At 36.3% G+C, this 14246-nt stretch carries 15 protein-coding genes and 2 tRNA genes; 5 read left to right on the forward strand and 12 right to left on the reverse strand.

All coding sequences use genetic code 11. The annotated features are described in order from the left end of the window. Positions 1-14: 14 nt before the first annotated feature. The 3 genes from rpsR to HYB91_RS04985 all read left to right on the forward strand — a co-directional run bounded on the left by rpsR (position 15) and on the right by HYB91_RS04985 (position 1418). The gene (rpsR, locus tag HYB91_RS04975) at positions 15-284 is read left to right on the forward strand and encodes a 30S ribosomal protein S18 (protein WP_010957016.1); all 270 of its coding nucleotides are present in this window, start codon (positions 15-17) and stop codon (positions 282-284) included. A gap of 123 nt (positions 285-407) precedes the next feature. Continuing rightward, positions 408-1007, forward strand: coding sequence for a 50S ribosomal protein L9 (gene rplI / locus HYB91_RS04980; RefSeq protein WP_002678440.1), 600 nt, complete (start codon positions 408-410; stop codon positions 1005-1007). Between the two features lie 51 nt (positions 1008-1058). After that, positions 1059-1418: a hypothetical protein gene (locus HYB91_RS04985; RefSeq protein WP_002670987.1), complete on the forward strand. Its 360-nt coding sequence runs from the start codon at positions 1059-1061 to the stop codon at positions 1416-1418. Between the two features lie 56 nt (positions 1419-1474). Here HYB91_RS04985 and clpX read toward each other — a convergent pair whose 3' ends face one another. From clpX to HYB91_RS05010, 5 genes are all read right to left on the reverse strand, one after another. Next, positions 1475-2722 carry an ATP-dependent Clp protease ATP-binding subunit ClpX gene (gene clpX / locus HYB91_RS04990; protein ID WP_002678439.1) on the reverse strand — a complete coding sequence of 416 codons (1248 nt, stop codon included), beginning with the start codon at positions 2720-2722 and terminating at the stop codon, positions 1475-1477. After that, positions 2715-3308: an ATP-dependent Clp endopeptidase proteolytic subunit ClpP gene (clpP, locus tag HYB91_RS04995; RefSeq protein ID WP_002669341.1), complete on the reverse strand. Its 594-nt coding sequence runs from the start codon at positions 3306-3308 to the stop codon at positions 2715-2717. Before clpP ends, clpX begins: the two co-directional genes overlap by 8 nt. Before the next feature lie 24 nt (positions 3309-3332). Next, complete coding sequence (tig, locus tag HYB91_RS05000) at positions 3333-4688, reverse strand: trigger factor (protein WP_002678438.1); 1356 nt, start codon at positions 4686-4688, stop codon at positions 3333-3335. Positions 4689-4774: 86 nt separating this feature from the next. Continuing rightward, positions 4775-4846 (reverse strand) — tRNA-Gly (locus HYB91_RS05005). A 32-nt stretch (positions 4847-4878) separates the two neighbouring features. Next, positions 4879-4958 (reverse strand) — tRNA-Leu (locus HYB91_RS05010). A gap of 230 nt (positions 4959-5188) precedes the next feature. On the opposite strand from HYB91_RS05010, the gene HYB91_RS05015 reads away from it, so the two are divergent. Then, positions 5189-5737, forward strand: coding sequence for a MarR family transcriptional regulator (locus HYB91_RS05015; RefSeq protein ID WP_002670991.1), 549 nt, complete (start codon positions 5189-5191; stop codon positions 5735-5737). A gap of 64 nt (positions 5738-5801) precedes the next feature. On the opposite strand, the gene HYB91_RS05020 is transcribed toward HYB91_RS05015, so the two are convergent. Further along, positions 5802-6995 (reverse strand): cystalysin, encoded by a 1194-nt coding sequence (locus HYB91_RS05020; protein WP_002678435.1) that lies wholly within the window; start codon positions 6993-6995, stop codon positions 5802-5804. 10 nt (positions 6996-7005) lie between these two features. Continuing rightward, on the reverse strand, positions 7006-8382 hold the full coding sequence (locus HYB91_RS05025; RefSeq protein WP_002678432.1) for an APC family permease: 1377 nt from the start codon (positions 8380-8382) through the stop codon (positions 7006-7008). A gap of 218 nt (positions 8383-8600) precedes the next feature. Between HYB91_RS05025 and HYB91_RS05030 the strand changes: the two genes are divergently transcribed. Further along, complete coding sequence (locus HYB91_RS05030) at positions 8601-9659, forward strand: s-methyl-5-thioribose-1-phosphate isomerase (RefSeq protein ID WP_002678431.1); 1059 nt, start codon at positions 8601-8603, stop codon at positions 9657-9659. A 1-nt stretch (position 9660) separates the two neighbouring features. On the opposite strand, the gene HYB91_RS05035 is transcribed toward HYB91_RS05030, so the two are convergent. The 5 genes from HYB91_RS05035 to HYB91_RS05055 form a co-directional block, all read right to left on the reverse strand. Continuing rightward, entirely contained in the window at positions 9661-10563 is a 903-nt protein-coding gene (locus HYB91_RS05035) for a hypothetical protein (protein ID WP_002678430.1), read from the reverse strand. Between the two features lie 138 nt (positions 10564-10701). Continuing rightward, on the reverse strand, positions 10702-11742 hold the full coding sequence (locus HYB91_RS05040) for an OmpL47-type beta-barrel domain-containing protein (protein ID WP_002678418.1): 1041 nt from the start codon (positions 11740-11742) through the stop codon (positions 10702-10704). Between the two features lie 39 nt (positions 11743-11781). After that, positions 11782-12285, reverse strand: a complete 504-nt coding sequence (locus HYB91_RS05045) for an OmpA family protein (protein WP_002671003.1) — start codon at positions 12283-12285, stop codon at positions 11782-11784. 71 nt (positions 12286-12356) lie between these two features. Then, the gene (gene dnaB / locus HYB91_RS05050) at positions 12357-13694 is read right to left on the reverse strand and encodes a replicative DNA helicase (protein WP_002678416.1); all 1338 of its coding nucleotides are present in this window, start codon (positions 13692-13694) and stop codon (positions 12357-12359) included. Positions 13695-13761: 67 nt separating this feature from the next. Continuing rightward, the gene (locus HYB91_RS05055) at positions 13762-14190 is read right to left on the reverse strand and encodes a DUF2141 domain-containing protein (RefSeq protein ID WP_002678414.1); all 429 of its coding nucleotides are present in this window, start codon (positions 14188-14190) and stop codon (positions 13762-13764) included. Positions 14191-14246 lie beyond the last annotated feature (56 nt).

Consider the following 14246-nt stretch of genomic DNA (forward strand, 5'->3'; position numbering starts at 1 on the left):
TGAATGATGTAGACATGGAAGCTAACATGCAGGAAAATATTCGCGAAGGCGAAGACAAAAGAAAGGGAAGATCTTTTTACCGCAAAAAGGTTTGCCGCTTTTGTGCACAAAAGGTAAAGATCGATTATAAAGAACCGGATGCTTTACGCCGCTTTATAACCGAGAGAGGTAAGATTCTTCCCAGAAGAATTACCGGAACTTGTGCAAAACACCAGCGAAAACTTGCCGTTGAAATTAAGCGTGCAAGAGCTGTTGCATTGCTTCCTTTCGTTATGAACGAGTAGAATTTTTAGTGTAAGCAGCGGCCTTAAACTTCATTGCGTTATGGTTTTTGCTTACATTAAATGAAACTATTAAGCCCTTTCCGACTCCCGGAATTGGGCGGATATTTTTTTAGGAGCTTGTATATGAAAGTAATTTTAAATGAAGATGTTAAGTATCTCGGAGAAGAAGGCGATATTAAGAACGTAGCTAAGGGATATGCCCGAAACTACCTTTTCCCCAGAAACTTAGCTGTTCCTTGTAATGAGTTTACTCTGGCTCATTTTGAATCACGTAAAGAAGAAATTGAAGCTAAAAAGGCTGCAAAACGCCAAGATGCTGCAGGGCTTAAAGAAAAACTTGAGGCTCTTTCAATTAAGATTCTTATGCCTGCAGGACCTAACGGAAAACTCTATGGTGCCGTTACAACTCAAACTCTTTTTGATGAACTGCAAAAACTTAATTTCGATATTGAAAGAAAACGTATCGAAATCCCCGGTCAGACAGTTAAGAGCACAGGTGTACATAAGGCCATTGTAAAGCTTTATGAAAATACCTCTGCAGAGATTTCTTTTACCGTTGAGGCTCAGATTGCTGAAGAAAAGCCTGTTAAGGCTTCCGAGAAAAAAGGACGAAGACCTCGCAGGGATGAAGAAGCTTCTGATGAACAAATTTTAGCAGAAGAAAATTCCGTTACTGAAGAACCTGTTTCTGAAGAAGTTCAGAATTCGGAATCGGAAAACTAAGACTTTATAAATATGCGGATATTTTATCCGCATATTTAAATTTTAATCCTTATGGATAGTAAAGATATACAACCCCAGCCCAGATATAAACGTTTTACTATTCGCTTTTTAGACCGCTCAATAAGATTTTTGAGTGCTTCTATCTTTGCTTTTATTATTTTTTATATTTTAAGCAGTTCCCAAGATTTTTTAGATTCCAGCCTGTTTATAATCTTAAATGTATTGATGAGTCTTTGTGTCTTACTTATAATTTTTACTTTTGCAGCAATTGCCGTTAGAATTTTTTTTATGATACGTTATAAAGAGATTAATATTATAAAATTCATTACGGATATATTTTTATTGTTTTTATCGATAATATTGGCTGTTCTTTTTTCTTTTCTCGTAGTAGTTGCAAAGGGAAACGTATAAAAAAAGACTGCCGCAAGGTTTTCCTTGGGACAGTCTCATTAATATTTCGATAAGTTTTAAGCAGTTTTTTCGTCGATAAGTTTTATCTTAGGTTTTGACGAAGAGTTTCCTATCATTTTTTTATTTATTATCAGCTCTTTTCTACCCTTTATGGAGGGGGCTTCAAACATTGCATCCAGCATAAGCTTTTCGACAATGGAACGTAAACCTCTCGCTCCCGTATTTTGGTCTATAGCCTGCTGAGCAATGGCTGTAATAGCATCTTTGTCAAAGTGAAGATCGACATTATCAAGTTTAAAGGTTGCCTGAAACTGTTTTATTATGGCATTTTTGGGTTCAACCAATATCCGTGTTAAATCTTCCTTTGTAAGTTCATTTAAGGCTACCTTTATCGGGATTCTTCCTATCAGCTCAGGGATAAGCCCGAATTTTACCAAATCATCGGGTGAAACCTGATCATACAACTCGGTAAGATTTTTTTCGCTCAGCTTTTTTACCTCAGCACCGAAGCCTATAGGCTTTGTAGAGATGCGGGCTTCCACTATCTTATCCAAACCCACAAATGCCCCTCCGCAGATAAATAGGATATTTGTTGTATCTATTTTAAGCATGTCCTGATTCGGGTGCTTTCTTCCGCCCTGAGGAGGTACAGAAGCTGAGGTTCCTTCTATTATTTTTAGAAGAGCTTGTTGAACACCTTCGCCCGATACATCTCGGGTAATGGAAACATTTTCGCTCTTTCTGGAAATCTTATCTATTTCATCGATAAAGATGATACCCATTTCGGCTTCTTTTATATCTCCGTTTGCATTTTGGATAAGCTTAAGAAGGATATTTTCTACGTCTTCGCCTACGTAGCCTGCTTCGGTCAAGGTTGTTGCATCGGCGATGGCAAAGGGAACCTGCATTTTTTGTGCAAGGGTTTTTGCTAAAAGAGTTTTACCTGACCCTGTAGGACCCAGCAAAAGGACATTTGACTTTTCTATGACTACGTCATTCTCTAAAGGAGGATTCATTATCCGCTTATAATGGTTATAAACGGCTACAGATAGAACTCTCTTTGCCTGTTCTTGACCTATTACATATTCGTCAAGATACTCTTTTAGTTCTTGAGGGGTTGGAATGGGGCCTGAACGGTCAACAGGTTTGACAGTCTTATATGATTTTATATAGCTTCCGCAAAGATCTACACATCTATCGCAGATGGCAATACCTCCGGGCCCCGGAACTACAAAGCGTTCAGCACTTTCAGGTTTATTACAAAAAGAGCATATTAAAGCCCCGCCCATTCTATTTCTAGCCATCTTTTCTCCTATTCATAACGGTATCTATAATACCGTAGGCCAAGGCTTCTTCGGCCGACATAAAGAAATCCCTTTCCATATCGGCTGCAACCTGTTTTTCCGTCTTGCCGGTATTTTCTGCAAAGTATTTGATGGTAAGTTTTTTTAATCTTACAATTTCTTTGGCTTGAATATTGATATCTACGGCCTGTCCTTGAACTCCGCCCCATGGTTGGTGAATCATAACACGGGATGAGGGGAGGGCATAACGCTTATTTTTTGCTCCTCCGGCCAAAAGGACTGCTCCCATACTTGCACATTGACCCAAGCAAATTGTTTGTACATCGGGACGAATATGCTGCATAGTATCGTAAATCGCAAGGCCTGCCGTTACAGAGCCTCCGGGACTGTTTATATAGAGGCTGATATCCTTGTCGGGATTTTGAGCCTCTAAAAATAAAAGCTGGGCTACAACCAAATCGGCAGACATATCGTTTATTTCTCCGTCTACAAAGATAATCCTATCCTTTAAAAGACGCGAGAAAATATCATAGCTGCGTTCTCCGTTTCCGGTTTGTTCAATTACATAAGGTACAAGTGTACTCATTTTTTTTCCTTAAAACAGCAAAATTTAATCTTTTAAAAGTTCTTCAAAGGTAAGCTTTTTGCCTTTTTTGATTGTCGATTTTTCATAAAGAGCTTTAAAAAGTTTTTCTTCTTTTAAGCCTTCGCTTAAATATTCTTTTTCTCGAGGGTTGGAATAATATTTTTTCAGCTCATCAAGAGCGATATCCATTCTTTCGGATAAACGAACATATTCGGCTTCAATCTCGTCATCGCTTACTTCAATATTTCTTTCTTTAAGAAGGGTTTCAATTAAAACTCTTTCTTTTAATGTCTTCTCGGAATCTTCTCTCCAGCCTTCTAAAAGAGTAGCTTTTGATTGCGGGCCTTTACCGAACATTTTTTCAAGTTCTTCAGGCGTGGTTCTAAATTGATTAGCCATCATCATCCATCTGGATTCAAGTTCTGCTCTTACCATGGATTCGGGAAGATCTATTGTATGCTCCTTAACCATTTGTTCGGTTAAAGCATTTTTTTGTAAAGATTTGATTTTTTCTTCTACGCTTATTTCAAACTTTTTCTTGATATCGGCCTTTAGTTCATCCAAGCTCTTATACTTTTCGTTTATGTCTTGAGCAAAGTCATCATCAAGGGCAGGTAAATCTTTGTATTTAAGAGCTGTAAGAGTTACCTTTATTTTCTTTGTTTTTCCGGCAAGGTCCTTGTTTGAGTCGTCTTCGGGGAAGGTCTTGGTAATTTCCTTAGATTCGCCTTTTTTCATGCCGATTATATCATCATCAATCTTATAGATATTTAGGCCTGAACCTATTGTAAATACAAAATCTTGTCTTTCAGTGCCTGAAATAGTTTTTCCTTTATCGTCAAGTTCGCAATAATCGATTGTTGCAATGTGATCTTTTGCGGCTGAAGTTCCTTCTTTGCAGGCTGTAACAAGGGCATTCCTCTCTTGAAGTCTTTCAAGTTCTTTTTTTATGTCTTTTTCAGAAACGCTTGCTTCCGGCACTTCAATACTAAAGCCTTCGGTTTTTTTTATTTCTACCTTGGGGAAGACATCATAATGGACCGTAAAAGAAAAGTCTTCATCAACTTTTAATTCGGGCTTTTCGTTTAGTTCGGGATAAGAGTAGGGGAGAGGTCTTTCATATTCATCAAGAGATTCAAAGATTTCTTTTAAAGAATCTTCGATTAGGTCTCCTGCAAGGTCTCCCTTGATAGCATCGCCGTATTTTGTTTCAAGTACGGATACGGGAACCTTTCCTTTTCTAAATCCCGGTATTTGAAGCTCTTTTGAATATTTGTTGAGCAATTTTTTATAGCTTTCTTGAACATCAGCCTTTTTTATTTTTACTGAAAGTTCCGCATGTGATTTTTCTTTAAGAGTTATGTTCTTTTCGTAGTCCATTTTTCCTTCCTTAGAGTTGATTTTAAGACAGCCCTTTATATAAAAGGGTATAAAAAAAAGCGATCCGTTCACCGAATCGCTTTAGAAGCGGGAAACGAGGATTGAACTCGCGACATCCACCTTGGCAAGGTGGCGCTCTACCACTGAGCTATTCCCGCAATTCTACTCCACTTTTTGTTTTGTGGAATTGTGCGAGAGGAGGGACTTGAACCCTCACGCCGAAGCACTAGATCCTAAGTCTAGCGTGTCTGCCAATTCCACCACTCTCGCTTAACAGTGAGCGTGTGTATAATATACATAAACCCAAAAAATGTCAAGTATTGCAATTTTATGAGCAAGTCATCTAAAATGTCTCGCTCTCGAGGAGGAGTATATGCTTTTTTTATATTTTTGTCAATAGTTTGAGATAAAAATGTCTAAATAATTGACAATTTTTTTTAAAATGTCTATCATGTAAAGGTGTATTACTAAATTTTAACCAGATTGTTCGGGAGTTTTAAATGTTGAATGATATTTATAAAAATGAAATAATTAATGCATGGGTAGAAGACAATGAGCCTATAGATTTGATCGAAAAACGGTATAAAAATATAAGCAATATTGTTGATAGAATGTATGATTTTGTGTTATCATTTTCTTATTATTATACTGTAAGAAGGGATTATGGTACGGGTAAGAAATATACAATGATTGAAATGCATATTTTGACCGATATTTATGATAATGAAAATATAACGGTTTCAGCCCTAGCAAAAAAATGGAATAGAACATCAAGCGCAATTTCTCAAATTGTGCATAGGCTTATAAAATGGGGCTTGGTTTATAAAGAGGTAAACGAAGCTGACGGTAAAGTCTTTTTTTTACATACTACGGAAAAGGCAAAAAAAACGGTTTTAAGTCATAAAGCTTATGACAATAGAGATAATATCAAGACAAGAAAAAAACTTCTTGAAACTTTTACCGTTGATGAAATGGTAGCTTTTGATAAAATTTTAAAAGCTTATACCGATATTCTCGAAAAAAATAACAGCAAAAATAAGCCTTTATAAAAGACCTCCCCACATTTTCTATATTAAATATGAGGAGGAATTTTACCGGCAGTAAATTTTATTTTTAATGCCGGTTTTTAAGATCTTTTAAGGCCTTATTTAGTCTTTCTAAACTTTCTTGAATAACAGATGATGGAGCTGCCAAGTTGATTCTTTCAAATCCTATACCTCCGTCTCCGAAAATATAGCCTTCATCAAAAAATATTTGAGCTTTGTGAATCATAAATTCTTCCATAGCCTTATGATCCATTTTTAAAGCTCTAAAATCTATCCATTGTAAATAGGTGCCTTCAATAAGAGGAGCCTTTATTTCGGGGTGATTTACTTCAAAAAAATCTTTTACAATTCTTTGATTTTTGTCTATTACCTTTATGCAGCCATCCAGCCATTTTCCGCATTCTTTATAGCAAATTTCGCAAGCCTTATATCCGAGTGTAGTAAATGGCATTCCGCTTGTAATATCCCGAGACTTTGTAAACCTTTCCCTGATATCCGGATTTTTAATTATTATATTGCTCATGCCCATTCCTGCAATATTAAATGTTTTAGACGGAGCAGTAAAAGTAATCGTTTTATCGGCAAGCTGCTCATCAATAGATTGGAACACTGTATGCTCATAACCGGGCATAATTAAGTCAAAGTGAATTTCATCTGACCAGAGCATAAGATCGGACTTTAAAACTATGTCTTTTATTTTTTGAAGTTCATCTTTTTTCCAAACCCTGCCTACAGGATTATGCGGAGAGCAAAAGAGCAGTGCCTTATTATTTTTATCCTTGGATAATTTTTCCAGTTTTTCAAAATCGATTGTATAATATCCGTCTTTTTCCAATAATTCACATTCTATGATTTTACGCTCTTGATTTTTTATAGCCATAAAGAAAGGATAGTAAACGGGGGTGATGATAATAACTCCGTCTCCAGGTTTTGTAAATTCCCTAACGGCATTGAACACTGCAGGAACGACTCCGGCAGTATTTATTATCCAGTCTGTTTCAATATCCCATTGATGCCTATCCTTCATCCATTTTTTTACGGTTTTTTTATACTCTTCAGTAGGTCCTGTATATCCTAACACTGTTTCGTCAAGATATTTTTTTAAACCTTCAATAAGTTCCGGCGGATTTTTAAATTCCATGTCTGCTACTGAAAGAGGAACCACCTCATTTCCAACCTCAGGATTTTGTGAATACATTAAGTCCCACTTAAGTGAACCTAAGTTTTTTCTTGAAATTTTTGTTGTAAAATCGTAAATCATTTTTTTTCTCCTATTCTTTAGTTTCAGCAAGTAAGGCATCTTCGATAATTTGCCTTTTATTTGCTTCCAATTCTTCAATTTTTACATGTTTTGATTTTAAATTATAAATTGATAGAATCGATATGATAACCATAATCCCTATCATCAAAAATTTTTCTTTTGTTGAAAGCATCATAAACAGGTTATAGCATACTATAGCTGCACAAAGTGCCGAAAGAATACATATTATGTCCATAAGTATTCTGGGCATATGCAATACCGATTTTTTCCATTGCTCCGGATAGTCTCGTATCACCTTAATACATTTTATATTTGTATATAGGTTTGTAAGCATGGCAGGTATCATTACCAGCGAAACAATAGCATCTAATTTTAAACCTAAGAGAAGTGGAAAAATAGCTAATATATAGTATATACCATAAACAGCCCAAGGGTAACCATTTTTTGTAGTTTTTGTAAAGAATTTGGGGAGCCAACCTGCTTGTGCTACTTTTAGTATTGGATATCGAACCGTTATAACTCCGGTTATCATTGAGGTTGCTATTGCAAAAACTGCTCCGCCCATTATGAATAAGACAAAAATTGATCTTGGGAAGATCTCTGAAGCAACTATGGATAGATTTTTACCAGCTACCTCACTTATGGGAAGTACTCCTGCCGATACATAGGCCATAAGTCCATAAACAATGGCTATTGCTATTGTTACGAGGAATATACCATAGGGTATATTTTTTTTAGGATTAATTGTAACAGCCGAAACGGCTACAGGACCCATTGTGGTTCCTTGGCAAGCCCATCCCATTATTGCAATAGCTGATATTAAACCATTAAAACCGTTCGTAAAGAAATCTGGTCCTTTGAAGTATCCAGATTGAACTTTCGGAATACCAAACGAAATATAAAAGACTATTGATATTATTAATATAATTGTCATTATATTATTTATGGTTGAAACAAATTTTGATCCTCTGATTGTTATTGCAAAAAATAGAGTAATAATTATGATCGCAATTAATTTTGTGTAAGGTAGAATTTGAGGAAAAACTATTCCTGCATAATTTACCATTGCAAGGCTATACATAGAAAGAGAAAATCCATTTACAAATCTAATATAACCTACTATACCTGTAAAAAAAGGATTAAACACTAGGGCTTTTTGACTATAATCACCTCCTTCAAACATAAACATTGATGATAAAAGGACATTGTAAAAGTATGCTAAAAGCATAAAAATACAACCAGCCACAATTGAGACGACAATGGATTTTCCTGTAGCGGCAATTCCTAAGCCTGTTAACACGAAAATCCCGGAACCTACGGCTCCGCCGAAACCAAGAGAGAAAATATTAAGTAAATTTAAATTTCTCTTTTCTTTTTTTGCTTCCATAACTGCACTCCTTTCACTGATATTATAGTTAAGGTTATTTATTATTTATGCCATTAACTATTAAGTATATTATAAAATATCTTTTTAGAAAACGCAAGTCTTTTTTTAAGTTTTTTTTCTTTTTATACTGACAAAGTTATAGAAAATGCTTATATTATTTAAGTAAATTAGTGTAGAATTTATAAATAAAACAGGAAAAATCGGTAAAATACTTAAAAATGCGAGAAGATTATAACTTAGGCTTTATTTTGCAATATGAAAATGTTGCTTGGTTTGATGAAGAATGCGGAGAGGTGCGTATTTTAGACAGGCGTATTTATCCCGAAAAAAAAGAATTTTGTATATGTAAAACATATGAGGAAGTAGCAAAGGCCATTGCCGATATGGTAACCCAAAGCGGAGGGCCTTTTGCAGCGGCTGCTATGGGGATGGCCCTTGCTGCTTATCAAGGAAAAAATCTTTCAAAAACAGCATACCTTGAGTTTATGAAAGATGCTGCCTATGCTCTATCCCATGCCCGTCCTACCACAAGCAAGGCGATGCAGCTTGTTACAGCCGAATCATTGAGTCTCTTTGAAACTCTAATAAAAAACGGAGCATTTTCAAATGAAATTATTACCGCTCTAAAGCAAAATGCTGTAGAACAAAACAATGTCAGGTATAAAAAAAATACGGCAGCCGGCTCTTTTTTTGCCGATTTGGTTCCTGACGGCTCTTCAATTTTAACCCAATGTTTCGGAGAGACTACAGTCGGCGGATATTTACGCAGGTTTAAAGAAACCGATAAAAATATAAAGGTTTTTTGTGCCGAAACCCGTCCATATTTTCAAGGAGCCCGATTGACCGCTTCTTTGGCCTATGACATGGGCTTTGACACGACCGTCATTACCGACAATATGATAGCCCTTTTAATGAGCGAAAAAAAGATTAACTTTTGTGTTTCAGCTTCCGATGTTATAAGCCTTGATGGTTCTATCATAAACAAAATAGGGACCCTTCAAATTGCTATAGCTGCAAGTTACTTTGGTATTCCTTATTACGCAATAGGCTTTCCCGATAAAAATTATGTTTCTGCAAAAGAAGTAAAAATTGAATATAGAAATCCTGAAGAAGCTCTTTACGCTATGGGAAAAAGAACTGCAATTTTACCGGATGATTGTAACCTTGAAAATAAGAGAGGTTCAATCTCAGGGCTTTATCCTGCCTTTGATATAACGCCTTATGAACTTTGTGCAGGTATCATTACGGATAAAGGCTTTTTTCAACCCGGAGGCTAAGCTATAGTTTAAATATAAGACTGATTGCAACAGACTCAAAGAACAGGTCTATGTTTTTTTTTGAATTGATTATTTTTTGTGTAAAATGAGCTTCATCTTTGTAATTATAATAGATTGGAGCTGTCTTCCATACAGCTTGAAGTTTTATGCGTGTTTTTTCGGAGGCTTTAAAAAAGAGCTCATTCTTTAGTTCAAAAGTCCATAATTGTTCGGCCTTGTTTTTGGTAAAAGGGAGGGGCTTATATAGATTTTTATAACTTATAAGCTCTATTCGTACCATGTTTAAGTAAAGAGGCATATTGTACTCTATCGAGTATGTTCCGGTATAACGGGCTCCGTTTCTGTTTTCACCTAAGTCATTATCAAAAAAGAAAAAATCCTCATTTGTTTGAGGAACAATGTCTTTGTAACTTATAATATGCCTCGTTTTTAAAATTAGACCTGACCATTCATTTTTTATTTTTGAGTTTAAATCAAAATAAAGTTCTAGGCCCGCATTGAGATCAATAAAGAATTTTGAAAAATATAGCGGTTTGATAACCTGTAAGTTATTGACATTTTTATTTTCGGCAAGTCCATAAAAATTTAGGCTAGGGTAGGCCCAGCCTGTACTTATCGTAGTTCCGGAGAAAAAGTTGATAAAAGGCAGATAAACTATTTTTACATTTAAACACCCCAAAATATTTGCAGGCTTCAATGAGGCCTTAAACTCCATTTCCGTATATTTTGAATCCGAATTTTCCTTGTAAGACCTTAAAAAATGCGATATAGAAATATTAAAATTTAAAGGATAGCTTAACTCTGCTTCAATTTCAGTTTTTGCTTTGTTTAGATCGGTATTTCCAAAAACATATGAAAAATTTATGAGAATTAAAATACAAAAACATATTTTTTTTAACTTCATAACCTTTATATTTTTACAAAACAAAAAAGCCGAAGCAGGGATATCCCGTTTACTTCGGCTTTTTTATATTACCGATTATATCGGAAACCGATTAATCGTTATATCGGAAGCCGATTGATCGGTGATGCCTCAATTTTTTTACTGGGCATTTGCGGAGGTTGTGGCCGGGAGAAGATTCCCTGACCTGTCGATTATATCAACCTCCGAATTAGGTGTAATCTGATCTACATAGAATGTGTACATAACAGGCTCAGAAACATTGCCTACATTATCGATAGCTTTAACTTCGATTTTGTAAACTGCATTTTGTGTAAATCTGATCGGTTCTACATACTTGGTATATTCTCCGTCATTTACTTTTACATAAATTGCATCAACGCCTGAAAGATCGTCTTTTGCTGCAAATGAAACGGTTTCACTTGTAGAAACAATAACTCTGCCTTCTTCATCTACAACTCTATCGCTGGGGAATACCATGTACTCCTCATCCTTGTTGATAAGACGGTTTGAATTTGCAATGCTTACAACGGGTGCTGTTCTGTCGATAGTAACAGCGAGTAACTTAATAGGAGCAAGATTTCCTACATTGTCAATAGCTGTGTAATAAAGGTTTACAGGTCCTTCACCATCTAAGGAAACATAGGTCTGTTCAGACTCTTTTCCGTTTCCGGACATTTTAAGAGAGTTAAGATCCGTTCCCATGTAACCGGCTGCTACACCTGATCCTCCGACTACGTCGGCTGCAGAAACATACCACTTTGTATCGGCTGAGCAATAAACTACTACACCGTCATTGTACAAAGGTGCTGTTGTCTTGATCATTGTATCAGGAGCCGTATTGTCTACGATTACCGACAAAGTTTTGGGCAATTCCAGATTTCCACTGTTATCAAATCCTCTATATGAAATATCATATTTTCCTTCTTCAAGAAGTTGGAAGGGGTTTTTGTATCTCATAAAATCTGCACCATTCAAGGCAAATTCTACAAAGTCAAGACCGGTTTCTTTATCGGTTGATCTTAGTTTAAAAAAGACATCACTGTTTACATAGTTGGTGCCTTCTTCAACATAGTGAATTGCGGGGCGGACATAGTCTGTTCCAACAATCGAAGGAGCCTGTGCCCAAGCCGAAACCACTAAAAGTGAACATACGGCTACAAAAAAAATTTTTTTAATCATTAGTTACCTCCAAAATGATTTTTTAAAGTTTCATAGTGTTTATTTAACACTGTGAATTTCTACTCTTCGGTTTTTGAAGCGGTCAGTAATCTCTGAATGGCTTCGGGCAGGTTCACTTGCTCCTTTACCTTCGACGATTATATTGTTCGCATCAAACAGCTTCATTTTTTGAAAATAGCTTGCAACAGCAATTGCTCGCTGTAATGCAATACGATCTTCATCCTTTTGTGAATCCAGTTTTGCACTGTGACCGTAAATGACGATTTTCTTTACATTTTTTGCTTTTAGATCTTCGCCTATTTCTTTTAGTATTTGTGCAGTAAACTGATCGATTTGATAAGATTGCGGTGCAAAATATACCGTGTAATAATCATCAGACATATTTTTTTCATTTGCTTTCTTATCTGTTTCTTCCTTTACTACTTCTTGTTCTTGAGTTTTTTCAGGTTCAGCCGGCTTTTCTTCTTTTTGCTTGGGAGCAGACTTACAGGAAAACATAAAAAGAACAGACAATAGTAAAAGTAATACTCTTACTTTTTTCAAAGAAACCTCCTTAAAATAATAATCTTAAGTATATTATCCTGCTTTTCCAGCCAATAGTCAAGAAGATTTTCTCATTTTTCTTTAGCTTCGGTAACAAAGGTCGTATATTGGGATAAAAACAAAAGCGGGACAGTGCCTATGGGGCCGTTTCTTTGTTTTGCCAAAATGAGCTCGGTCGGAATAGGTTTTGCTTCATCTTCGCTTGTGTCGGCTCTTTCACGGTGTAAAAACATGACCACATCGGCATCCTGTTCAAGAGAACCCGATTCCCTTATATCGGCAAGCCCCGGTTTTTTTCCTTCGGCATCCCTTGTCAGCTGGGATAGGGCTACTACGGGAATATTCAGTTCTCTTGCCAGGCTTTTTAGAGACCTTGAAATTTCTGCAATCTGTTCATGACGCGGTATGCTTGCATTTTCTCCGGTAATAAGGGTTATATAGTCTATAAAAATAATTTTTACGTTATAGGGCGGACTGCAAAGCTGGCGGGCTATGGCTCTTAAATCCAAAAGCTTCATATTAGGCATATCCACAAGGTAAAACGGGGCTTCATAAAGCAGACCGCAGGTTTCGGATACCTTGCCGAAATCTCTGGCCGTTAGGTTTGCAGACCTTATTCTGTTCGAATTTATTTTTGCTCTTGAAGCTATCAAACGCTGTACCAGCTGCATATCCGACATTTCAAGAGAAAAGAAGGCAGTCGGAATTTTTTCGTCAATAGCGATGTGGGCTGCCATGGTCATGGCTAGGGCTGTTTTTCCTACGGAAGGACGGGCTCCTATTATGATAAATTCCGAGTCCTGAAATCCGTAGGTCATATTATCCAAATTACCAAAACCTGAAGGAACGCCGGTATATGCTCCCTTGCGTTCGTGTAATTTTTGGAGAACTTCCAAAGTCGGCATTATTACCTCAGCCAAAGACTTAAAAGTCGCCGAATTTCCGGCTTCCGTAAGGTCAAATATGCTTTTTTGAGCTTCTTCCAAGACTGTTCGGCTTGATATGCTGTCATCAAACACATCTGCAGAAATTTTATTGGAAACTTTTAGCAAATTTCTTCTTATAGCGGCTTCCAACACGATTTTTGCATAAAATTCGTAGTTTGCAGAGCTTGGAACCTCATCCGTAAGCGATGCTATATAGCTTGCCCCTCCGACTGAATCCAATTCATTTACCGAGCGAAGATAGTCTGTCAATATTAAAATATCCGCCTTTTGAGACTGGGTGTCTAATTCCGAAATAGCCTTATATATCTTTTGGTGCTGAGGAGAATAAAAAGCTGATGCATCTAAAATCGGTCTTACAAAGGTAAAGACATCAGGATCTATTAAAATAGCTCCCAAAACAGCCTTTTCTGCTTCCATATTGTGAGGCGGAAGCTTATTTTTTAAATTTTTTACACTATCCATTAAAAAAGCCCTCTCAAGCGAGGGCATTTTAACAGATAGTAAGATTAAAATCTAGCCTAAAGAAAACTTAAATTTTAAAAAGTTTAATATCTACGCTTTTATTTTCTTTGATTTCTATTTTTAACTTGTTAAATCCTCCGGGCCTTCCGCCATTATGGTTGCCGTATCCTACAGGTTCCTTAGGCATGCCTAAAAAGTTTCTATCCAGCTTATCGTTTTCGTTAATGTCTTGATAAACAAAAAAAACATATTCTCCTTGAGGTAGTTTTTCCGTTATTGTCATTTCCTTACCGTCTACTTGAACGCTGACAGTCTTTAAAGGCTCTTTTTTCTTAAAAGATTGTGCATCTTGATAGATACTCAAAAACAGTTTTCCTTCGATAGTTTCGATGTTGGTAATATTAAGAGTAACCTCAAATTCGGGTCCTGTCTCTTCCGAATATAGACCCGTAAAAACCGTCAAAAGAATCGTAAAAATAAAAATAATTTTTTTCATCATGTTCTCCCGTACCTTATTCGGCATTGCCGTAAAGAATCTTTACTCGGTATATT

This window comes from Treponema sp. B152 (assembly GCF_024181665.1).
GTDB lineage: Bacteria > Spirochaetota > Spirochaetia > Treponematales > Treponemataceae > Treponema_B > Treponema_B denticola.